This is a genomic window from Mesobaculum littorinae (assembly GCF_004011175.1).
Classification (GTDB): Bacteria; Pseudomonadota; Alphaproteobacteria; order Rhodobacterales; family Rhodobacteraceae; genus Tranquillimonas; species Tranquillimonas littorinae.
Genome location: NZ_RQXX01000003.1, coordinates 455,965 through 477,888, shown reverse-complemented (window position 1 = coordinate 477,888; position 21,924 = coordinate 455,965). Strand labels below are relative to the sequence as shown.

Below are 21,924 nucleotides of genomic sequence, written 5' to 3'. Positions count from 1 at the left end.
CCCTAGCGGGGCAGCGGCAGCCGGCCCTTGTTGTAGGGGGCCCAGTCGGTGATCTCGGGGTAGTAGGTCTTTCGCCAGCGCCGCACCCGCGGGTTCATCACCCGCCGCCACACCGGCGGGACCATCGCCACCATGTTCATCAGCGGATAGCCGTGCGGAAGCTGCGGCGCCTCGTCGGCCCCGTAGCTTTGCAGCAGCGGGAACCTGCGGTCGGGCTTGTAATGGTGGTCCGAATGCCGTTGCAGGTTGATCAGCAGCCAGTTCGTCGCGCGGTGCGAGGCATTCCAGCTGTGCCGTGGCTGGACATGTTCGTACCGCCCGTTGCCCAGGTGTTTCCGCGTCAGCCCGTAATGTTCGACGTAGTTCGTCAGCTCCAGCTGCCACACCGCGACGGCGGCCTGAAGCACGAACAGCCCCAGTCCCTGCCAGCCGCCCAACACCACCGCCAGGGCCAGGAACCCCGCCTGCAGCCCCCAGTAACGCCAGAACGGATTGCGCCGGTGCCTCCAGGGCAGTCCGCGCCGCGCCAGCAGCGCCCTTTCGGCAAGGAACGACGAGACAAGGCTTTGCCGCAGGACCCGGGCAAAGAAGCGGTGAAAGCCTTCGTTGTAGCGTGCCGTGACCGGATCGCGCGGGGTGCCGACATAGCGGTGGTGCACCAGCAGGTGCTCGGAGCGGAAATGCCCGTAAAGCACCATCGCCAGTAGCAAATCGCCCAGCCAGCGTTCGACCCGGTTGGTCTGGTGCATCAGCTCGTGCGAGTAGTTGATGCCGATGGTGCCGGTGACCACGCCGACCCCGGCGAACAGCCCGACCTTTTCCCAGCCGCCCAGGTGCGTCGCGTGGGGCATCCACGCGATCAGCCCCATCACCAGCAGAACCTGCGCCGGGAACCAGATCATCGTGATGGCGCGATACCAAAAGAGGTCGGTCTCGGGCGTCATCGGGTCGGCATTCTCCTCGTTCAGCCCGGCCAGCGTGTCGAGAATCGAAAACAGGTACCACGTCACACCCGGCAGCAGCAGGAGCCACCAGCCGCCGCGTGATGCCACGAAGAGCGTCAGCGGGATCAGCAGGATCGACAGCCAGAAGGGCAGCGCCGCGCGCAGGTGAATGGCCGCGGTCACAGAGGCCTGCGCCGGCGCGTCGGATGTTTCGGGGGTCGCCATCGGCCAGGCCTCCTGCCGCGGGAAAGGTCCGCGGGCTATGCGGTCGGATCACCATAGCGCGCCGGCAAGCTTCGCTCAATCATCCGTACCGCCCACCCACTCGACGCGGGCCGGAGCGGCGACCGACGCGCGCCGGTGCGCCCGTAACCGATCGGGTCGGTGGCCCGTCAGGGTCGCAGCCCCCCACGCACTGCTCCCCGACGCACGCCCCCCCCGTCGCACGCCCCCCCCGTCGCACGCCCCCCCCATGGGCCGCCGCCAAGGCGCAACCTTCTGCAGTGTCACGTGAAACAGCGCCGTGGCCGGGTGCAAGACGCCCCACCGCCCTGCGGATACGCCATAGGCCTTCGACCGACGGGCCCGGCCTGCGCAACCGCCGCCCCCCTTCGGTCAATCATCGGTCAGGCGCGGCCGGGCAAGGTCGAAGGCCTTGCGCATGAGGGTCGGCAGGTCAGAGGGGCGGAATGCCCCGGCCGGAACGAAGCCGCGCCCGCTTTGCAGCTCATCCGCCCCGCCATCCCCGGCACAGCCCGCCTGCGGCCCGACCTGCGCGATCCAGAGGCGCAGGCGCAGGTGGAAATGGGTAAAGGTGTGGCGCACCTCCTCGCCCGTGTCCTGCCACCCGGCGGAAAGCGGCGGCATCGGATCCGCGGGCGGCGCGCCCTCGACCCAGTCGCTGCCGGGCCAGCCCAGCATGCCGCCCAGAAGCCCCGTTTCCGGCCGCCGCTCCAGAAACCACGCCCCGTCGTCGCGGCGGGCGACCCAGATGATCCCGTGGCGCACCGGCTTGGCCTTCTTCGGCGCCTTGCGGGGCAAATCGGCCTGCACGCCCGCCGCGCGGGCTGCGCAGGGGTCGCGCCACGGGCAGATGCCGCAGGCGGGATTGCGCGGCGTGCAGATCGTGGCGCCCAGGTCCATCACCGCCTGCGCATGGTCGCCCGGATGCACTGGTGGCGTCAGCCGTCCGGCAAGCTCGGTCAGGGGTCCCTTGGCCTGCGGCAGCGGCGTTTCGACCAGGAACAGGCGCGACATCACCCGCTCGACATTGCCGTCGACCACCGTTGCGGGCCGGTCGAACGCGATCGCGGCGACTGCTGCGGCGGTATAAGGGCCGATGCCCGGCAATGCGCGCAACCCCTCGACCGTATCGGGAAACCGCCCGCCCAGCTCGGCCGACACGACGCGCGCGCATTTCAGCAGGTTGCGGGCGCGGGCATAGTAGCCAAGCCCGGCCCATTCGCCCATCACCGCGCCATCCTCGGCCGCGGCCAGCGCGTGCACATCGGGCCAGAGCGCGGTGAAGCGGCGGAAATAGTCCCGCACCGCGGCAACCGTGGTCTGTTGCAGCATCACCTCGGACAGCCACACGGCATAGGGATCGGGCCGCGCTCCCGCCAGCCGCGCGGCGGGGCCGACGCGCCACGGCAGATCCCGGCCATGGCGCCCGTACCACGCCAGCAACGTCGCGCTCAGCTCTTCGTCACGCAATCTTTATGCCTCCCGCACGGCCTTCGCTCTGGCCTGCCCCGGCCCCGGGGTTACAATAGTTCCAAGACATCCGCAGGACAGGGCGCCCCGGTCACAAGGCCGCGCCCCCTGCGATCAGCCCACGCCCCGGGGGTCGCACGGCGACCCGCAGGGGGCAAGCAGGACGGAATGGCGATGGCCGAGGGCAGCACGGGGGGCAGGCAGCGGCGCGGCGGGCGCGGGTTCCGCCAGACCGGGACCCTGCTGGAACGGCGGATCCGCGAAGCCGGCGAAAGCCGGGGCTTCGCGATCACCCGCCTTCTGACCCACTGGGACGAGATCGTGGGAACCGACACCGCGGGCATGGCGCGCCCCGCCGATGTCAGCTACGGCCGCAAGGGGTTCGGCGCGACGCTGACCCTGCTGACCACGGGGGCGATGGCGCCGATGCTGGAGATGCAGAAGGAAAAGATCCGCGAGCGGGTGAATGCCTGCTACGGCTACGCAGCGATTTCCCGCGTCCGCATCACCCAGACCGCCCCGCAGGGCTTTGCCGAGGGCAAGCCCGCCTTTGCCCATGCCCCGAAACAGAAACCCCGCCCGACGCCCGAGGCCGAGGCGCGGATCACCAAGGATGCCGCGCAGGCCGCGGCCCCGGTGGGCGACGAGGGCCTGCGCACCGCGCTCGAGGCGCTGGCCCGCAACGTTCTTGCAGCGAAACACAAGACCTAGAGGCTTTTTTATGACCCGATTTCTCGCATCCGTCCCGGCCGCGATCCTGCTGTCCGCCGGCGGGCTTCTGATCGGCGACGTCGCCGGCACCGCGACCGGCCCGTTGTCGATGGCAGCGTCGGCGCAGGCGACCGAGACGGACACCGGCACGGGGACCGAGACGGAAGCCGGCGCCGAGACCGGCACTCCGGGCTCGACCGAAATGGGTGCAAGCGACACGGGCGTAACCGACACGGGCGCCTCGGATCAGGACAGCACGGATTCCGAAACCGGGGCCGAAGAGGCCGCCGAGGGTGAAGAGGCCGCCGACACTGGCGCCGAGACTGCTGCGGAGACCGCGACGGACACCGCCGCCGATGCGGATACCGGATCCGCGCCGAAGGTGGTCGAGATGACGATGGGCGACGCCGATGCGCCGGTCACGGTGGTCGAATACGCCAGCTTCACCTGCCCGCACTGCGCGCATTTCCACCAGGATGTCCTGCCGCAGATCAAGGCCAACTACATCGACAGCGGCGACGTGCGCTTCGTCTTCCGCGAGGTCTATTTCGACCGCTTCGGTCTCTGGGCCGGGATGGTCGCGCGCTGCGGCGGCGAAGAGCGGTATTTCGGCATCGCCGACGTGATCTTCGAACGGCAGCGCGAATGGACCCGGGGTCAGCCCGCCGAGATCGCCGCCAACCTGCGCCGCATCGGCAAGACCGCCGGCATGGACGAAGCCACGCTCGACGCCTGCCTGCAAGACGCCGAGATGGCCGAGGCGCTCGTCGCCCGGTTCGAGGAGACCAGCCAGGAGGACGGGATCGACGCGACGCCGTCCTTCATCATCAACGGCGAGAAATTCTCGAACATGGGTTACGACGCCTTCGCCGAAACGCTCGACGAACAGATCGAAGCCGCCCAGTGATCGCGGCCGCGCGCCCGGCCCAATGGGCCCGGGCGCGCCCTCTGCACCCCCGCTGATCCCGGGGCGCCGCCACGCGTCGGGGTCGGTCAGCCCCGCCGGTCGGCAAGCATCCCCGTCAGAAGCGGGGCGAGCGGCGCCCAGTCCGCGACCGTCATCCGCACCGGCAGCACCAGAACCTCGCGCCGTTCCTGCGGCGACAGGCGCACCGCGTCCTTTTCTGTGGTGACTAGCTGGGCATGCGCCTGCCGCGCCTCCTGCAGCAGCCTTTGGAACAGCGCCGGGGCGATGGGTTCGTGATCGCCCAGCGCATGCGCGGCGGCGATCCGGGCGCCCATGTCCCGCAACGTGGCAAAGAACTTCTCGGGCCGGCCGATCCCGGCAAAGGCCACGACGCGCAGGTCCGACCAGTCCATCCCCGTCTGCAACGGCGCGATCCGGCCGCGCAGCCGCGGCAGGGCCCCCGCCGCGGGCCATGCCGCGTCGAACCCGGCCTGCGCCTCGGGCGCGCCCACGCTCAGCACCGCGTCGGCCCGGGCCAGCCCGGCCGCCACCGGTTCGCGCAGCGGGCCCGCGGGGATCACCCGACCGTTGCCGAAGCCCGTCGCCGCATCGACGATCAGGATCGACAGGTCCGGGGCCAGCGTCGCCGACTGGAACCCGTCGTCCATCAGCACGACCTCGGCCCCCGCCCGGGCCGCGGCACGCGCGCCTTCCAGCCGGTCGCGGGCCACCCAGGCGGGGCCGAAGGCCGAAAGCAGCAGCGGTTCGTCCCCGACATCGGCAGAGGTATGACGCGCCGGATCGACCTGCGCCGGCCCCGCAAGGCGCCCGCCATGCCCCCGCGACAGGAACTGCACGCGGTGGCCGGTATCCGACAGGTGCTGCGCCAGCGCGATGGCCGCCGGCGTCTTGCCCGTCCCCCCGGCGCTGAGGTTGCCGATGCAGATCACCGGCACCGGTGCGCGGGGCCGCGCCCCCCCGGTGCGCCGCGCCGTTTCGCGGGCATAAAGCCAGCCCAGCGGTGCCAGGGTCCGCGCCTGCCAGCCCGGGCTGTCGGGCGGGCGCGACCAATGCCGCGGCGCGCGCATCAGGGCCCCGTCCGCGACGCGTTGCGGGGCTGGGCCTCCACGTTCCCCGGCGCGGCGCCCGGACGCGGCTCCTGCCCCTTGTCCTGCCGACCGGTGCGGGCTGCGGCGCCTTCGGACAGCATCTGTGACAGAAGCTCGACGATGCGGTTGGTGGCCTCGGCGCCCTCGGTCACCGCGATCCACGCCCGCTGCGCCATCTCGGCGGCGGCATCGGGGGACAAAAGCCGCGCCACCGCGACGCCCAGCTCTTCGCCCGAGGCGACACCATGCGCCGCACCCGCCCGGTGCAGCCGCACATAGTCGCCGGGGTAGCCCGAGGTCGCCGGCCCGTGCAGCACGGTCGATCCCAGCGCCGCAGGCTCGAACGGCGACCGCCCGCGGGCGCCCGGCACGGCGATCAGCGTCTGCCCCAGAAAGGTGATCGGGGCGAGGCGATACCACAGCCCCAGCTCGTCCGGCAGATCGGCGATCAGCACCTGCGTCTCTTCCTCGGGGTCTTCGCCGTCCGACCGCAGGGCGGCGCGCAGGCCCGCCGCCTCGACCCGCGCCCGCAGGGTCGTGATGTCGTCCAGGCGATCCGGCGACAGGATCAGAAGCAGCCGGTGAGACAGGCGCGCGGCATGCTGGTGCGCCGTCAGCACCGCGCCGATCTCGTCCGGGGCCGCGCAGGCCGCCAGCCAGACCGGCCGCGCCGCCAGGATCTGCGCCAGCGCATCGCGCTCTTCGATGTCGTAGGGCAGCACGATGCCGCCGCGCATCAGCGGCCCGGGCGTTTCGACCCGCCCCTGAAGCCCCGGCGTGCGGGCCAGCCGCTGCGCCTCGGGTCCGCGGGGGGCGATCACCGCGCGCACGCCTTCGTAAGGCGGGCCCGAGGCAAAGGGGGCGAGCCGCCGCCACGCGCCGCCGCCGCGCAGCGTCGGGTTGGCCCAGACCGCCGGCACCCCGGCACGATGGCATTGCGCCGCGTAGGGGCCGATCAGGTCACCGACCCACAGCACCGCCTCGATCCGATGCGCCTCGAGGAACTGGCGCACCGCGCGCGGTGTCTGCACCGGCGCACCGGTGACCCGGGCGCAGCGCGGCAGGTCGAGCGGCACGGTGTCGCTGTCGCTGGTCACCACGGCATCGAGGTCGGGCTGCAGCTCGGCCAGGCGGAGAAGAAGATCGCCGGCGGCGTCCGCGGATTGGTCTTCGGCGAAGTGCAGCCAGATCGTCAGAGACCAAGCTCCTCGGTCGGCGAGGCGGCGGTTTCCTCGTCGCGCAGCCGGTGCAGGTGGGCGATGAAATAGCGCATGTGGGCGTTGTCGACCGTGCGCTGCGCCTCGGATTTCCAGGCGTTGTAGGCCGAGGCATAGTCGGGATACATGCCGACGATGTGGATCTCGCCCACGTTCTTGAACACGTTCTTCGAGGGATCGACGAGCTCGCCGCCGAAAACCAGGTGCAGGCGCTGTGTCATGCCGTTCTTCCCCTTCTTGTGGCTGTCGCGGCGGACGATAGACGCCGCCGCGCCGGGGTCAACCACGCAATACCGCGACGTTGCTGCATCTCCGGCACCGGGCCGGGCACCCCGAACGACCACGCGCCTCAGGCCCCGACCGGGGCCGCCGCGACCTCAGCCGGGCGCGGTGCACGCCAGGATGTCGCCGTGCAGCGCCGGGCCGGCCCCGAGGATGCCGCGGCTCTGGCGCGACAGCGAGTTGAACTGCAGCACGCCGCCGCGGCTGTCGGTCACGGTGCCCCCGGCCTCGGCGATCAGCAGGGCGCCGGCGGCGATATCCCATTCCCACGTTTCGCGGAAGCTGAGCATCGCGTCGACCTGCCCCTCGGCCACGAGGCACATGCGGAAGGACAGAGCGGGATGGAACCGGCGGTCGAAAGCGGGCGCCCGCCCCTGCCAGTGCCTGTCGTTCAGAACGGGGCGCGAGGCGGCGAGGCTGGCGCCCGCCACTCCGGCGCGCGCCGACACCCGCAGCCGCGTGCCGTTCAGCGTGGCCCCCTGCCCGCGCGCGGCGGCATAAAGCCGGTCCGACACCGGAAGGTAGACCACCGCCGCGGTGATCTGGCCCCCCTCGCAGACGGCAAGGGAATGGGCCCAGATCTCGTCGCCCGCCGCGAAGGACCGGGTGCCGTCGATGGGATCGACGATGAAGGCGCGTTCGTGTGCGGCACGGTCCGGGGCGTCGGGGCTTTCCTCGCTCAGCCACGCGTAGCCGGGGCGCGCGGCGGTCAGCGTCGCGTGCAGCGCCCGGTCCACGGCCAGGTCGGCCTCGGTCACCGGGGTGTCGTCGGATTTCGACCATGTCTTCGGCTGCTGGCGCCAATGCCCCAGCGCGATCGCACCCGCCGCACGGGCCGCGTCGATCAGCAGGGCGAGATCAGTCGCCGGCAAGGGTCAGCCCCTCGACCAGAAGCGACGGCACCACCCGCGACAGGTGCGTCCGTGCGTCGTTGGCGGCCCGGATCGACAGCAGCATCTCGGGCAGGCTGCCCGCCAGCGTGCATTCGGTTACCGGATAGGCCGGCTCGCCGTTCTCGATCCAGATCCCAGAGGCCCCGCGCGACCAGTCGCCGGTATTGGGGTTGATCGTGGCGCCGATGAAGGACGTGACCAGAAGACCCGTGCCGATGTGGCGGCAGAGCGCGTCCAGCCCCGCATCGCCCTGCGTCAGCGCCACGTTCGACACTGCCGGGTGCGGCGGGGCGGAGGGGCTGCGCACCGCGCTTCCCGTCGGTGCCGCGCCCAGCTTGCGCGCACTGGCCAGATCCAGCGTCCAGCCCTGCAACACGCCGTCCTCGACGATGGCGCGGCGGTGCGTCGACAGACCCTCGGCATCGAAGGGGCGCGACCCCGCGACGCGCGGGCGGTGCGGATCCTCGATCAGCGACATCCCCCGGGGCAGCACCTGTTTTCCCAGAAGATCGCGCGCCCAGGAGGCGCCGCGCGCCACGGCGGCCCCGTTCGTGGCCGACAGCAGGTGCCCGATCAGCGAGGCGGCGATGCGTTCGTCGAAGATCACCGGGTAGGCCCCCGTCTTCGGGCGGCGCGGATTGGCCCGGGCCAGCGTCCGCTCGGCAGCACGGCGGCCGATCTCTTCGGGCGACAGGAGGTCTTCTGCGAAGACGCGCTGGTCGGCGTAGAAGTCCCGCTCCATCCCCGTGCCTTCGCCGGTGATGGCGCCGCAGGACACCCCGTGCCCGGTGCGTTCGTAGTCGCCGACGAACCCGTTGGACGATGCCAGCCGGATGCGGTGGCGCGAGAACCCGGCCGAGGCCGACAGCACCCGGGCGATCCCCTCACGCTCAAGCGCGGCGGCCTCGGCCCGGCGGGCGGTGTCTTCCAGAACGGCGGGGGCCGGATCGTCCGAGGGGTCGGAAAGCTGCAGCGCGTCGATGTCCCAGAACGTGGCCAGCTGCTCGGCCTCGGCCAGGCCGACGCCCGGATCCTCGGGCGCCTCGCGGGCCATGGCGACGGCGCGGGCGGCCATCGTCTCGATCGTCTCGTCGCGGGTGTCCGACGCCGACACGCAGGCCTGCCGCTTGCCTATCAGCACCCGCAGCCCGATCTCGATCCCCTCGGAGCGTTCGGCATGTTCCAGGCTGCCCTCGAGCACGTCGATCGAGGTCGAGGATCCGTCGATGACGATGGCGTCGGCCTCTTGCGCGCCGGCGAGGATCGCGGCCTTGAGCATCGTGCCGCTGAGTTCGACGAGATCGTCCGACATTCTGGATCCTTCCCTTGAAAGCCCGCTTGCACCTAGTCCGCGCAGGGCAGTGCTGCAAGGGAACAGGCGTCCGGCGCCGCGGATCGCGGCCGGTTCGTCTGGCACTTTCGCCCGCGCGCGTTACATCGCGCCGGACCGACCGACCACGGCGGCGCGGCGCCGGCCGGCCATGATGGAACGAAAGATCAGGAGATGGAGATGCAGGACACCGACAGGTACCGGACCGACGCCGGCACGCATGTGCTGGTTCAGGTCCCCGAGGCCGATGCCCAGCGCCTGCTAGACGCCGTGACGCAGGTCCTGCCGCTTGACTGGGGCGACTACGACCGGGTGTCGTTCCGCACGGCGCCGGGCATTCAGACCTACCGGTCGCGCGGCGGCGGGCGGAACCCGGCAACACCCGGAGAGGTCGAGGTGCCCTGCTGCGAGGTGTCGTTCTTCGTGCCCGGCTCCGCCGATCTCGACATGGTGGTGCGCGCGCTCTACGACATCCACCCCTACGAGGAGCCCGTGATTTTCCTCACGCCCACCACCCGCACCCGCCACATCCGCGGCGTGGACGAGGAGAATCCGAACCGCTTCTGGAACCGCCCCGCGGCCGAATGGGTGCCCGAGGCGCTGCGCGACAAGGGCTGACCCCGTCGGGCAGGCGCGGACACACCCGCAAACCAGGGAGGCACAGGTTGGACAGCGACCGGATCGGCGTGATCTCGGACACCCACGGGCTGCTTCGGCCCGAGGCGCTCGCCGCGTTGGCGGGCGTCGGTCACATCCTGCATGGCGGCGACATCTCGGACCCCGCGCACCTGGATCGGCTGGCCCGGATCGCGCCGCTGCATGCGATCCGCGGAAATGTCGACCGCGGCGACTGGGCCGACGCGCTGCCAGAGACGAGGACGATCACCCTTGCCGGGATGCAGATCTACATGATCCACGACCTCAAGGCGCTGGACTTCGATCCGGCGGCGCGGGGGATCGACGTGGTCATCTCGGGCCATTCCCACGCGCCCCGGATCGCCGAGGAGGGCGGTGTGCTCTACCTCAATCCCGGGGCGGCCGGACGGCGGCGGTTCCGGCTGCCCATCACTCTGGCTTATCTCTGGGCCGAGAACGGGCGTCCCCGGGCCGAGCTTCACCCGCTGCCGGTTTGACCAACCAGTCGCGGGCCGGGCGCGCCGGGCCTCTGACATCTGGGCCCGTAACCTCTTTAACCGCGACCTCTTGGCCGGCCACATGTCTTTGCGTCATCTTCCGGCCCGTCACGCGGGCGCCGGGCTACTCGCCGACCGGCGCAGCCTCGGCGACCTGCGTGCCGATCTGCTCGGCCGCCCGCTGCAACGCGGGCAGGTGTTCGGCCACGAACCGGTCTTCGGGCATGGCGCTGCCGACCCATGACAGGTTCACCGCGCCCACCACGCGGCCGTTCACCCGGACCGGCAGGGCCACGGCCATCACCTGCGACTCCCATTTCGACGAGGCGAAATAACCCTTCTGCCGCACGCCGTAGCCCGCCTTGCGCGTGGCGGACAGCAGCGCCTCGACCCGGTCGGGACTGTCCGCCACGCTTTCCTGCGGATCGCCACGCAGCCGCAGATCGGCCAGGATGCGGTCGCGGTCGCCGGGGTCGGTCCAGGCCAGGATCGCCCGCCCCATGGCCGACGGCAGAACGTGGATGCGCCGCCGCCCGATGTCGCGGTTGACGAGAAACGGCGAAATCCGGCGCGAGTTTTCCAGCACCCGGATCGCCCCGTCGTCGTAGACCCCGATATCCGACGGCCAGAGCACCCTCTGGCACAGCGCGTCCAGCGCGGGCGCGGCCGCCTGCGCCAGCCGCCCGGTCAGCCTGCGGTCGCCGCCGATCCGCGGATCGGTGGACGCCCGCCACAGGCGGTCGGTCCGCCCGCACCAGGCGAACCCTTCCGATTCGAGCGTCACCAGCACGCGCAGCAGGCTGGCCTTCGGCGTGCCCGTCCGCCGCGACAGATCGCTCAGCCCCAGGGGACCCGCCGTCTTCAGGACGTCGAGGATGCGAAGCCCCCGCGCAAGACTGTCGATCTGCTTGACCATGGCCCTATCCGGTTCACCAGGTGAAACAGTGACGCGATTGCGCTTGGAAGTAAATCGGACGGCTTCGATACTGATCGAAGCCGGACCGCAGGCCGCGGCCCCGGCACCGTCCAAGGGCGGGGGGAGGAGAGACATGGCCAGATCGTTGCTGCGCGGGCCCGGCCCGGCGCTATCGGGGATTTGCACCGTGGGTGCTGTGATCCTGGCCCTGATCGGGGTCTGGATCGCCGGCTTCGGCAGCATGAGCGAAACGCTGATGCGCGTCGGCACCTTTGCCCTCGCCGGGGCGGTGGCCCTGACCGCGCGGGCCGCCGAACGCTTCGAACCCGGGGCGCGGCGCTGGATGCTGGTGCTGGACGCGGTGCTTCTGGCGGCGCTGGCCGTCGCGATCTGGCGCTATTTCCAGATCGGTCAGGCTCTGGAAATCGGGCTCTACTTCTTCACCGCGACGGATCTCTGGATCGGTTACCTGGGCCTCGCCGTCCTGCTGGAGCTGACGCGCCGCGCCTTTGGCTGGCCGCTGGTCATCGTCTGCGCGCTGGCGCTGGGCTACGCGATCTTCGGCAACAGCCTGCCTTGGATCTTCCGCCACTCGGGCTATTCGCTGCAACAGGTCCTGCAGGTCGTCTGGTACAGCTTCGACGGTGTCTTCGGCACGCCTGTGTCGGTGGTCGTGACGCTGATCCTGGTCTTCATCGTCTTCGGCTCGATCCTCGAGGCGATCGGCGCGGGCCCGGTCCTGCTGAAATTCGCCTTCGCGCTGACCGGACGCACCCGGGGCGGCCCGGCCCATGCGGCCATCGCAGCCAGCGGCGTCTTCGGCACGATGTCGGGGTCCGTCTCGGGCAACGTGGTGGGCACGGGCGTGATGACGATCCCGATGATCGTCGAACGCGGGTTTCCGCGCCGCTACGCCGGCGGAGTCGAGGCCGCGGCCTCGTCCGGCGGGCAGTTCATGCCGCCGATCATGGGCGCCGTGGCCTTCATCATGTCCGACGTGACCGGCATCCCCTATCTGGAGATCTGCGCGGCGGCCCTGCTGCCCGCGCTCTTCTACTACGCCTCGCTTTTCGTGTCGGTGCATCTCGAGGCGGTGCGCCGCGACATCAGGCCGATCCCGCGCCGCGACCGCCCCAAGCTGAACCGCCACGACTACGTGATGTCGCTGTGCTTCCTGTTGCCGCTGGCGCTGATGATGTTCCTATTGCTGACCGGGCGGTCCCCGGCCCTGGCCGGGTTCTGGGCGGTAATTTCGGCCGTCGGCCTGGGCTTCGTCCTCAACCCCGACCTGCGCCGGCACCCCTGGCGGGTGCTGCAGGGGCTGGAGCATGGCGGGCGCGCGGCGGCGCAGATCATGGTCGCCGTCGCGGCCATCGGCATCGTCATCGGGGTGATGAACATGACCGGCCTGGGGCTGCGCTTTGCCGGCGTCATCCAGAGCATCGCGGGCGATTCGCTGTTCCTGTCGCTGGTGATGATGATGCTCGGCAGCCTTGTCCTGGGCATGGGGATGCCCACCGTCCCGGCCTACCTGATCGTGATCCTGGTCATGGGCCCGGCGATCGAGATGATGGGCGTGCCCACCGTCATTGCCCACCTCTTCGTCGTCTACTTCGGGGTGCTCAGCTCGATCACGCCGCCCGTGGCCATCGCCGCCTTTGCCGCCGCGCCCATCGCCCGGGCCGACCCGGTGGCCATCGGGGTGGATGCCTGCCGCATCGCGCTGATCGGCTTCGTCATCCCCTTCGTCATGGTCTACAACCCCTCGCTGGCGCTGGTGGCCGACGGGTTCAGCTACGAAGGGCTGGCGTGGATCTGCCTGCGGCTCATGCTGTGCATCTGGATGTTCTCGACCGCCTTCGCAGGCGTCGGTGCGGGGCGGCTGGGGGTGCCCATGCGGGTGGCACGCCTGGCGCTGGGTCTGATCGTGCTGGTGCCCGAGCTCTGGATCGAGGCGCTCGCCGCCGCCGCCGCGCTGGCGCTGGCCATTGCCGACCTGCGCCCGCGGATCGCGGCCGAGGGGGACGACGGCCCTGCCGGGACGGATACGACGCCCGCGCCCGGACCCGGTCTGGCGGTGTCGCCCCCCGCATCGGTGCAGGCGGCGGGCAACGCGCCGCCCCGCCGTGCCTGACACGAGCCATCGCCGCGCCGGGGAGGAGGGGCCGGTTCAGCCGACCACCGGGATCCGCGCCATGCCGACGCAGGCCCGGCAACGACCCCTAGGGGAGGAGGAGAGCCGATGAAGACCCTGACGAGGTTCATGGCCGCGGGCGCGGTTGCGGCCACTGCCCTGTGCGCCGGGCTGACCGCCCCCCCGCCCAGGCGCAGGACGTCTACCGGATCACCACGGCATTTTGGGAAGGGGCCGAAGCCCAGCGCGGCACCACCCAATGGCTGCGCAACGTGGCGCTGGACACCGCGTTCACCGATTTCAACACGCCGCTGCATCCCGGGGCGCTGCGCTACTACGAGGAAATCGGGATGACGGTGCCGGACGCACTGCGCCCGGCGGACTGAAGACTTGGCGGGCTGCCCCGGGGGCGGCACGTCGGGCGGCGCGGGACGGTCCCGCCCGCCGCTGCGACAGGGAGGATAGCAGACCATGACATTTCTCGGACGTATCGCCGGGGCCGCACGCGGCACGGCGCTTGGCGGCGCGGCGCTGGCCTGCGGGCTGGCCATCGCCCCCGCGGCGCAGGCGCAGGAATTTTACCGGATGGCCACGCTGGGGCCCGGATCCTCGCCCTACCTGGTGATGAGCACCTTTGCCCAAGTCGTGAACGAACGGCTCGACGACGTCGAGATCCAGGTTTCGGCCACCGGTGCCGCCACGCAGCACGCGATGGAAGCGGCGATGGGGCAGCTCGACTTCTTCATGTGGTCGGCCAGCGTGCACCAGCTGATGCAGGACGGCGCGGCGATGTATGCCAACATTCCGCAGGCGGCCGAGCTTAGCGGCAACCTGCGCGCCGTCTTCGCCTTTCCGCTGGGGCTTTATCACATCACCACCTACGCCGATTCCGGGATCGAAAGCCTGGACGACCTGGCAGGCCAGGACGTGTTCCTCGGGCCCCCGGGCGGCGGGGCGACGACGATCATGGCCAACACCATCGAGGCGGCGACCGGGCTGGTCGCGGGCGAGGACTATACCCAGGTCCAACTGGGCTGGGATGCCGCCGCGCAGGCCTTCCAGGACGGGCGCATCGATGTCTACATCAACTCGACCAACGCGCCGTCGCCGGTGATCCAGCAGATGGCGCTCAGCCGAGAGCTGCGGTTCCTGGGCCTGAGCGACGAGCAGCTGGCGATGGAGTCTGTGCAGGCGATCACCGGCCGGCCCGGCGGGGTTCTGGGCAGGATCGAACCCGGCATCTACGGCGAAAACCAGGTGAATACCGAGGCGGTGCAGACCCTGGGGTCGATCGTGGGGGTGGGCGCGGGCATGCATGTCGACGCCGACGCGGTCTACGAGATCACCAAGGCCTTCTGGGAAGGCGTGGCCGAGATGCAGGACAACGCGCCCTGGCTGCGCGAGGTGCGTCGCGAGAATGCGCTGCAGGCCCTGAACCTGCCGCTGCATCCCGGCGCCCTGCGCTACTACGAGGAGATCGGCATGGAGATCCCCGACGCCCTGCGGCCGGCCGAATAACACCCGACCCAGGTAACCCCTGACCCCAGGCCGGGGCGGCCCGCATCGCCCCGGCCCCCTGCCGACGAAAGCCTTTCAAGATGCCCGCGATCAAGAACATCCTTTTCATCATGGCCGACCAGCTGCGCGCCGATTACCTGTCGTGCTACGGCCATCCGCATATCCAGACGCCCGCGATGGACGCGCTGGCCGCGCGCGGCGTGCGCTACGACCATGCCTACGTGCAGGCGCCGATCTGCGGGCCGTCGCGGATGAGCTTCTATACCGGGCGTTACGTCGCCTCGCACGGGTCGACCTATAACGGCGTGCCGCTGCGGGTGGGCGAGCCGACGATGGGCGATCACCTGCGCCCCCTGGGCCTTCGCACCGCGCTGGTGGGCAAGACCCACATGGCCGCCGATGCCGAGGGGATCCGGCGGCTGGGCCTCGATACCGCCTCCGAGGCCGCGATCTTTGCCGCGCAATGCGGGTTCGAACCTTTCGAACGGGACGACGGCCTCTGGCCGGATCGCCCCGGATCCTACGACATCGCCTACAACGACTATCTCCGCGCCCAGGGCTACGAGGGCGACAATCCGTGGCACACCGCCGCGAACTCGGTCCGCGGCGATGACGGAGAGGTCCTGTCGGGGTGGGAGATGCGCCATGCTGGCCGCCCTGCCATCGTGGCCGAAGAGCATTCCGAAACGGCCTACATGACCGACCGCGCGATGGACTTCATCGACGCGGCGGGCGACCAGCCGTGGTGCCTGCACCTGAGCTATATCAAGCCGCACTGGCCCTATATCGCGCCCGCGCCCTACCACGACATGTACGGCCCCGACGACGTGATCCCGGCCAACCGCGACGCCTCCGAACGCGACGACCCGCACCCGGTCTACGCCGCCTTCATGGGCCACGAGGAAAGCGGCAACTTCGCCCGCGAGGAGGTGCGTCGCACGGTGATCCCCGCCTACATGGGCCTGATCCGGCAGTTCGACGACCATATCGGGCGGCTCTTCGCCTTTCTCGAAGACCGCGGGCTGGCGCAGCACACGATGATCGTCGTCACCTCGGACCACGGCGATTACCTGGGCGATCACTGGCTGGGCGAAAAGCAGCTGTTCCACGAGGAATCGGCCCGCGTGCCCCTGATCGTCTACGACCCCCGCCCCGAGGCCGATGCCACCCGCGGCACGGTCGACAGCGCCCTTGTCGAGGCCATCGACCTTGTCCCGACCTTCGTCGAGGCGGCGGGCGGCACCGTGCCCGGCCACATCCTGGAAGGTCGGTCGCTTGTAGGGCGCCTGCACGGGGAGACCGGGCCATGGCGCGACGCGGTGTTCTCGGAGCTGGATTTCGGGTTTCGCAAGGCGCGGCTGGACGTCGGCACCGAGCCTTGGGCGTCACGCGGGGTGATGCTGCGCACCGAGCGGTGGAAATACATCGAATACGGCGACCTGCCGCCGCAGCTCTTCGACCTCGAGACCGATCCGCAGGAAAGGACGGATCTGGGCCGCTCGGACGACCATGCCGCCATCCGCGCCGACCTGCATGAGCGCCTGTTTCGCTGGCTGCGCGACCGGCGGATGCGGATTACCACCTCGGACGCCGAGGTCGAGGCGCGCACCGACCGTCACAAGGCCGCGGGCATCCCCTACGGCGTCTGGTAGCGCGACGCCGCAAACGTCACGCTCCGCCGCGGGGGACCGCGCGGGACCGCGAGCCCTGGCCGGTGGCCTACGGGCGAACGGGGAGCGGCATGATTGGGTCGAATGTCCGAACCAATGTGCCGCTCATGTGAAAACCCGGACAGCTGCGACACGGGGCGGCCCAGCGCCGGACGGCGCTTTGCGCGCGGGGCACGACCTGTCGGACGAATGATTTCGCGGGCCGGTCTGCGAAACTTCGGAGGGGCCCATCGGAACCCCGTGACCCGGGGCGAAACGCAGCGGCCCGGCCTCTGCGAGGGGCCGGGCCGAAAGTGGAGGCCAGCCGCCCTGCGGGGGCGGCTGGCGGGAACAGGGTCCGCTTATTGGATCCGCTGGCCGTTGGCGGTGACGGCGCCGTCCTCGTCGATGACGATCTCGCTTTCCAGGCGGTCGTCACCCGCGGGGGTGGCAAACATGCCGGTCATCATCGTGACGAACCCGGCCTGGTTGCCGTCGATCACGCCGGCGTCGGTCAGCTTGCCCAGCAGGCCCTGAAGACCGGTGATGACGATGTCGGCCTGCCCGGTGACCGGCGGCGTGCCGGGCACCGCGCCTTCGCGCGACTCGAATTCGCCCGACCCGGTCAGTTCCGCACCGCCGAAGCTGAGCTTTAGGGTGTCGATCGTGGTGGTCCCCACCTCGAACGGCGGCTCGCCCATGGGCTGCTGCGGTTCTTCGTCCATGTCCGCCTCCATCAGCTCGAGCATCACGTCGGTCGCCATCATCGTCGTGCCGGCAACCTCGAAGCTCAGGCTCGGATCCTCGACCGCGTCGGTCAGGGCGGGAACGCCCATCATCGCGAAGGCCATCGGGTTACCCTCGACCCCCGAGACCGACACGTCATAGCTCACCGGGCCCGTCGTCTCGCCCTCTTCGGGCAGGTCGAGCGAGGCGCCGAAGGTGGCATCGGCCACATCGACCGTGATTTCTCCGGCGTCGGGCACGGGCGCATCGCCCCTGATCGACAGGCCCGAGACGTTGGTATCGTAGTCCATGTTGCCGCCACCGGCCTGGAACGCCAGCGTCGCCGCGTCGAAGGTCGAATCGATCCGGGTCCCTCCGCCCGACATCTCGTAATTCGTGGTGCCGTTCGACAGGGTGTAGTTGAGCTTGAGCACACCGTCGCCCGCGATCATCGCCGCCATGTTCTGGGCCGAGCCGAACTGGGCCATCGGCCCGGAAAAGACGACCTCAGAATCCTCGGCGGTCATCTCAAGCGTTGCGGGCCCGGGCATCAGTTCGCTTTCCGAGACCGAGGTAAAGGTCAGCGCGCCGATCTGCATCTTGCCGTCGAGCGCCCCCTCGGCGCCCTCCTCGCGCAGCCGCGGCGTCGTGTAGCTACCCGAGACGTCGGTCATCTCGAACTCGAGATCCTGCGAATAACCCGCCATCGGATCGAATTCGTCCGAGAGGTAGGGGTCGAGCTCGTCCGCGCCCGCCATGTCGTCGCCAGCCGTGTCGTCACCGGCCGTATCATCGCCGGACATGTCGTCACCGGTCGCGCCCTCTTCGCCGGAATCATCCCGCTGCGGCGCGTCGGTGGCGTCCTCCTGGGCGGTCGCGTCGGCATCTTCTTCCTCGTCATCCGGGCGGGACGAGGTCATGGAGGTCGTCATGGTCGGCGCGGTGAACTCCGTCGTCACCATATCGCCCTCTTCCGAAATCAGCGTTTCGGCGCCGGGCAGGCCAATGGTCATGTCCATCGCCAGGTCGAACGACGGGGCGTAGGCCGGGCTGATGGTCTGAATTGCCTCCATGTCAAAGCTGTCGGACATGGTCATGCGCACCGCGCCGTCGTCGGTTTCCACGAGACGGACTTCGGGAATCGTGCCGGTGGCCGACATGCCCTCGATCTCGTAGGCCACGGTGACGTCGGTCAGGACCAGTTCGCCGTCGCCGGCCGTCTCGCTGCCGGCGGTCAGGGACTGGCCCATCGCTTCGGACTGGGCGACGATCTCGGCCCAGGCATCGGCCACGGAGAGGTCGGCCAGTGCGGCCTGCGGTACGAGGAACGGCGTCGCCAGCATGGCCCCGGCGATCAGGCGAATAGAGGTCATCAAACGTCTCCCGTTTTGTGCAATCTGAGGTATCCGGACCTGGTCCGGATTTCGGCGCGAACGTCTCCCCCCTGCACTGCGACGTCAAGAGCATCCGGCATCGCGTCGCAAACCCGGCAAGGCCCCGCCGTCTGAACGTCATTCCCGCTGGCAGCCCCCGCCCGCGCGACCTAGGTTCGGGCGCATAGGACGCAGGCAGGTGCCCACCGCGCTGGTATTTTGACCCCGGGGCTGGCGGTGCGCCACGCCCCTTCGGGATGACAAGGGGCCACGCCCCTTCGGGACGATGAAGGGCCACGCCCCTTCGGGACGATACGGGAGAAACGACATGGCCGAGATGACAGGAAAAACGGTTCTCATAACCGGGGCGAGCCGGGGGATAGGCGCCGCCGCCGCGCGGGCCTTTGCCGCGGCGGGGGCCCGGGTGGCGCTACTGGCACGCAGCAACGACAGCATCGCCGAGATCGCGGGCGAAATCGGCCCCGATCAGGCCATCGCCATCCCCTGCGACGTCACCCGCTACTGGGAGGTCGCCGCCGCCATCGAGGCCACGCAAAAGACCTTCGGAAGCCTCGATGTCCTGATCAACAACGCGGGCGTGATCGACCCCATCGCCGGGCTGGCCGAGGTCGACCCCGACGCGTGGGACCAGGCCATCGACATCAACCTCAAGGGCGTGTTCCACGGCCTGCGCGCCGCGCTGCCCGTGATGCAGGCGCAGGGGACCGGGACGATCATCGCCATCTCGTCCGGGGCGGCGCATAATCCTGTCGAGGGCTGGTCGCAGTATTGCGCGGCAAAGGCGGGCGCGGCGATGCTGACGCGCATGGCCGCGCATGAAACGCAAGGCTCGGCGCTGCGGATCATGGGCCTGTCGCCGGGCACCGTCGCCACCGACATGCAGCACAGGATCAAGGCCTCGGGCATCAACCCCGTCAGCCAGCTCGACTGGTCCGACCACATCCCCGCCGACTGGCCCGCCCGCACGCTGGTGTGGATGTGCGGGGCCGAGGCCGACGCGTATCTCGGGCAGGAGATTTCGCTGCGCGACCCCGAGGTGCGGCAGAAGGTCGGACTGGTTTGATCACGCTCGATCGCGACGGCGCGCTGTGGCGCATCGTCATTGGTCGCGCGGAAAAGCGCGGCGCGCTGACGGCCGAGATGGTGGCGCAGATCGCCTCGATCACCGAAGCCGCGGCGGCCGAGGCGCAGGTGCTGGTACTGACCGGCACGGGCGATGCCTTTTCCGCCGGGGCCGACCTGGCCGAGGCGCATTCGGGCCTGGCCCGCGACCCTGTGTGGGAGCGGCTCTCGGCCGCGGTCGCCGGGTTTCCCGGCCTGTCGATCGCGGCGATCAACGGCACCGCGGCGGGCGGCGCTCTGGGCATGGTGCTGGCCTGCGATCTGCGTGTCGCCGTGCTGGGGGCCACGTTCTTCTACCCCGTTCTGCGCCACGGATTTGTGCCCCCACGCTCGGACCCCGGGCGGCTGGTGGCGCTGGTCGGGCCCGGCCGGGCCAAGCTGATCCTGATGGGCGGCGCCCGCATCGACGCGGACGAGGCGCTGCGGATCGGGTTGATCGACCGGCTCGTCCCCCGCGAAGAGCTCGACCGCGCGGTGGCCGGGCTGTCTGAGGAGGCGCTGGCGACCCGGCCCGACGTGCTGCGCGAGGTCGGGCGCCTCTGCGATCGGCACTAGCCGCGGATCGTCATTGCCCGGCCCCGCCCCCTGGCGCGCGCAAAGCCCTTGCCGCGGCGCCAAGGGCCCCTGCCTGTACCTACCGCCGCTTGCGTTGGCGCCGCAGCGACTTGCTGGACCGGGCGTGGAACTCGGGCGGGCGCTTTCCCACCCAGGCGATGAAGGCCGCCAGCCGGGGATGCGCCTGCAGGGCCGCGACGCTGGCATAGTCGCGCGCGATCTCGGTTTCGGTCAGGGTCGCGTGTATTTCGTTGTGGCAGATCTGGTGCAGCCGCACCGTCTCGCCCCCCTTGCCGCCGCGCAGCTTGGGGACAACGTGGTGCAGGCTTTGCTTGGCCTCCGGCGGGATCGGACGGCCGCAGAGCGGGCAGTGGGGGTCGTCGGGCATGGTCAGTCCCTATATAGGCGGCATCGGCCCGGCGCGTAGACCGCGGTGCCACGACGACGCGAAGAAAAGGGGACAGGAATGGGCGATGCGCTGGTGATCGGCGGCGGCCCCGCCGGGCTGATGGCGGCCGAAACCCTGGCCCGCGCCGGTCATCGCGTGACGGTGGCCGAGGCCAAACCCTCTTTCGCGCGCAAGCTGCTGATGGCTGGCAAATCGGGCCTGAACCTGACCAAGGACGAGGCCGCTCCGGCCTTTCGCGCCGCCTACGGACCACTGCCGGACCCGGTTGCCGCGGCGCTTGGGAATTTCGGCCCGCGGCAGGTGATGGACTGGGCAGAAGGGCTGGATCAGACCCTTTTCACAGGCTCGACCGGCCGCGTGTTTCCGCACGCGATGAAGGCCTCTCCGCTGCTGCGGGCATGGTTGGGGCGGTTGGAGGACGCAGGCGTGGCGCTGCGGCGATCCTGGCGCTGGACCGGGTGGGAGGGCGACAGCTTTCGCTTCGCCACCCCGCAGGGCGAGGTCGCGCAGCGGCCCCGGGCGACGATCCTCGCGCTCGGCGGGGCCAGCTGGCCGCGGCTGGGGTCGGATGCGAACTGGCTGCCGCTCTTTTCCGCGCGCGGCATCGCGGTCGTCCCCTTCGCGCCGGCCAACGCGGGCCTGCGGGTTGCATGGTCGGACAAGATGGCGCCGTCCTTCGGTACACCGATCAAGGGCGTGGCCTTTCACGCGGGCGATACCGTCAGCCGGGGCGAGGCCGTGATCGGACGGCACGGGCTGGAGGGCGGCGGCATCTACCCGCTGGGCCCCGCGCTGCGCGCGGGCGCGGCGCTGCAGGTCGATCTCTGCCCCGACCTGTCGCATGCGGATCTGGCTGCGAGGCTGGTCCGGGTGCCACGCAAGGCCTCGGTCTCGACCCGCCTACGGCGCGGGCTGGGGGACGACCCGGGCCGGCTGGCGCTGGCGCTGGAATGCGGGCGGCCGCTGCCGCAGAGCGACGCACTTGCCGCGCGGCTTAAGGCGCTGCCCGTCGTGCATGCGGGCCTGGCCCCGGTGGCCGAGGCGATTTCGTCTGCCGGTGGCGTCGATGCGGCCGAGCTTGACCCGGGCCTGATGCTACACCGGGCACCGGGCGTCTTTGTCGCAGGCGAGATGCTGGATTGGGAGGCGCCGACCGGCGGCTACCTGCTGACCGCCTGCTTTGCCACGGGGCGGCACGCGGGCCTGTCGGCGGCGGCGTGGCTGGACGCGCGCGAAACGTAAGGCGGGGAAATGGCCCCTTC

21 protein-coding genes are annotated in these 21,924 nt (G+C 70.5%); 11 read left to right on the top strand and 10 right to left on the bottom strand.

Annotated elements, in window-relative coordinates; translation table 11 throughout:
• Positions 1 to 2: 2 nt before the first annotated feature.
• Both EKE94_RS11465 and mutY read right to left on the bottom strand, forming a co-directional pair.
• A complete protein-coding gene (locus EKE94_RS11465) occupies positions 3 to 1,169 on the bottom strand; it encodes an alkane 1-monooxygenase (RefSeq protein ID WP_127906736.1) in 1,167 nt (388 codons plus the stop codon).
• Between the two features lie 390 nt (positions 1,170 to 1,559).
• A complete protein-coding gene (gene mutY / locus EKE94_RS11460; protein WP_127906735.1) occupies positions 1,560 to 2,657 on the bottom strand; it encodes an A/G-specific adenine glycosylase in 1,098 nt (365 codons plus the stop codon).
• 168 nt (positions 2,658 to 2,825) lie between these two features.
• Here mutY and EKE94_RS11455 point away from each other — a divergent pair, with 168 nt between their 5' ends.
• Positions 2,826 to 3,368, top strand: a complete 543-nt coding sequence (locus EKE94_RS11455; RefSeq protein ID WP_407940906.1) for a DUF721 domain-containing protein — start codon at positions 2,826 to 2,828, stop codon at positions 3,366 to 3,368.
• A 10-nt stretch (positions 3,369 to 3,378) separates the two neighbouring features.
• Complete coding sequence (locus EKE94_RS11450; protein WP_235855989.1) at positions 3,379 to 4,275, top strand: DsbA family protein; 897 nt, start codon at positions 3,379 to 3,381, stop codon at positions 4,273 to 4,275.
• Between the two features lie 86 nt (positions 4,276 to 4,361).
• Here EKE94_RS11450 and lpxK read toward each other — a convergent pair whose 3' ends face one another.
• From lpxK to EKE94_RS11425, 5 genes are all read right to left on the bottom strand, one after another.
• Entirely contained in the window at positions 4,362 to 5,363 is a 1,002-nt protein-coding gene (lpxK, locus tag EKE94_RS11445) for a tetraacyldisaccharide 4'-kinase (protein WP_127906733.1), read from the bottom strand.
• A complete protein-coding gene (locus EKE94_RS18775) occupies positions 5,363 to 6,568 on the bottom strand; it encodes a 3-deoxy-D-manno-octulosonic acid transferase (protein WP_235856010.1) in 1,206 nt (401 codons plus the stop codon). The genes lpxK and EKE94_RS18775 overlap by 1 nt, the downstream gene beginning before the upstream one ends.
• Positions 6,569 to 6,576: 8 nt before the next feature.
• Positions 6,577 to 6,822: a DUF4170 domain-containing protein gene (locus tag EKE94_RS11435; RefSeq protein WP_127906731.1), complete on the bottom strand. Its 246-nt coding sequence runs from the start codon at positions 6,820 to 6,822 to the stop codon at positions 6,577 to 6,579.
• 156 nt (positions 6,823 to 6,978) lie between these two features.
• Positions 6,979 to 7,755 (bottom strand): inositol monophosphatase family protein, encoded by a 777-nt coding sequence (locus EKE94_RS11430; RefSeq protein ID WP_127906730.1) that lies wholly within the window; start codon positions 7,753 to 7,755, stop codon positions 6,979 to 6,981.
• Positions 7,742 to 9,088: a TldD/PmbA family protein gene (locus EKE94_RS11425; protein ID WP_127906729.1), complete on the bottom strand. Its 1,347-nt coding sequence runs from the start codon at positions 9,086 to 9,088 to the stop codon at positions 7,742 to 7,744. Before EKE94_RS11425 ends, EKE94_RS11430 begins: the two co-directional genes overlap by 14 nt.
• Positions 9,089 to 9,286: 198 nt before the next feature.
• Between EKE94_RS11425 and EKE94_RS11420 the strand changes: the two genes are divergently transcribed.
• Positions 9,287 to 9,724 (top strand): hypothetical protein, encoded by a 438-nt coding sequence (locus EKE94_RS11420; RefSeq protein WP_235855988.1) that lies wholly within the window; start codon positions 9,287 to 9,289, stop codon positions 9,722 to 9,724.
• Positions 9,725 to 9,771: 47 nt separating this feature from the next.
• Positions 9,772 to 10,239: a metallophosphoesterase family protein gene (locus tag EKE94_RS11415; RefSeq protein WP_235855987.1), complete on the top strand. Its 468-nt coding sequence runs from the start codon at positions 9,772 to 9,774 to the stop codon at positions 10,237 to 10,239.
• Positions 10,240 to 10,363: 124 nt separating this feature from the next.
• Here the strand turns inward: EKE94_RS11415 and EKE94_RS11410 are convergent, their stop codons facing one another.
• Positions 10,364 to 11,155, bottom strand: coding sequence for a helix-turn-helix domain-containing protein (locus tag EKE94_RS11410; RefSeq protein ID WP_164870898.1), 792 nt, complete (start codon positions 11,153 to 11,155; stop codon positions 10,364 to 10,366).
• A 133-nt stretch (positions 11,156 to 11,288) separates the two neighbouring features.
• Between EKE94_RS11410 and EKE94_RS11405 the strand changes: the two genes are divergently transcribed.
• The 4 genes from EKE94_RS11405 (at position 11,289) to EKE94_RS11390 (ending at position 16,459) form a co-directional block, all read left to right on the top strand.
• Positions 11,289 to 13,289, top strand: coding sequence for a TRAP transporter permease (locus EKE94_RS11405; RefSeq protein ID WP_127906725.1), 2,001 nt, complete (start codon positions 11,289 to 11,291; stop codon positions 13,287 to 13,289).
• A 161-nt stretch (positions 13,290 to 13,450) separates the two neighbouring features.
• Entirely contained in the window at positions 13,451 to 13,675 is a 225-nt protein-coding gene (locus EKE94_RS18910) for a TAXI family TRAP transporter solute-binding subunit (RefSeq protein WP_235855986.1), read from the top strand.
• 85 nt (positions 13,676 to 13,760) lie between these two features.
• Complete coding sequence (locus EKE94_RS11395; RefSeq protein ID WP_127906724.1) at positions 13,761 to 14,807, top strand: TAXI family TRAP transporter solute-binding subunit; 1,047 nt, start codon at positions 13,761 to 13,763, stop codon at positions 14,805 to 14,807.
• Between the two features lie 80 nt (positions 14,808 to 14,887).
• Positions 14,888 to 16,459 (top strand): alkaline phosphatase family protein, encoded by a 1,572-nt coding sequence (locus tag EKE94_RS11390; RefSeq protein ID WP_127906723.1) that lies wholly within the window; start codon positions 14,888 to 14,890, stop codon positions 16,457 to 16,459.
• 359 nt (positions 16,460 to 16,818) lie between these two features.
• Here the strand turns inward: EKE94_RS11390 and EKE94_RS11385 are convergent, their stop codons facing one another.
• On the bottom strand, positions 16,819 to 18,555 hold the full coding sequence (locus EKE94_RS11385; RefSeq protein ID WP_127906722.1) for a DUF2125 domain-containing protein: 1,737 nt from the start codon (positions 18,553 to 18,555) through the stop codon (positions 16,819 to 16,821).
• A 328-nt stretch (positions 18,556 to 18,883) separates the two neighbouring features.
• Here EKE94_RS11385 and EKE94_RS11380 point away from each other — a divergent pair, with 328 nt between their 5' ends.
• Entirely contained in the window at positions 18,884 to 19,639 is a 756-nt protein-coding gene (locus EKE94_RS11380) for an SDR family oxidoreductase (RefSeq protein WP_127906721.1), read from the top strand.
• Complete coding sequence (locus EKE94_RS11375) at positions 19,636 to 20,253, top strand: enoyl-CoA hydratase/isomerase family protein (protein WP_127906720.1); 618 nt, start codon at positions 19,636 to 19,638, stop codon at positions 20,251 to 20,253. Before EKE94_RS11380 ends, EKE94_RS11375 begins: the two co-directional genes overlap by 4 nt.
• A gap of 79 nt (positions 20,254 to 20,332) precedes the next feature.
• Here EKE94_RS11375 and EKE94_RS11370 read toward each other — a convergent pair whose 3' ends face one another.
• The gene (locus EKE94_RS11370) at positions 20,333 to 20,641 is read right to left on the bottom strand and encodes an HNH endonuclease family protein (protein WP_127906719.1); all 309 of its coding nucleotides are present in this window, start codon (positions 20,639 to 20,641) and stop codon (positions 20,333 to 20,335) included.
• A gap of 78 nt (positions 20,642 to 20,719) precedes the next feature.
• Here EKE94_RS11370 and EKE94_RS11365 point away from each other — a divergent pair, with 78 nt between their 5' ends.
• Complete coding sequence (locus EKE94_RS11365; protein WP_127906718.1) at positions 20,720 to 21,904, top strand: BaiN/RdsA family NAD(P)/FAD-dependent oxidoreductase; 1,185 nt, start codon at positions 20,720 to 20,722, stop codon at positions 21,902 to 21,904.
• Positions 21,905 to 21,924: the final 20 nt, after the last annotated feature.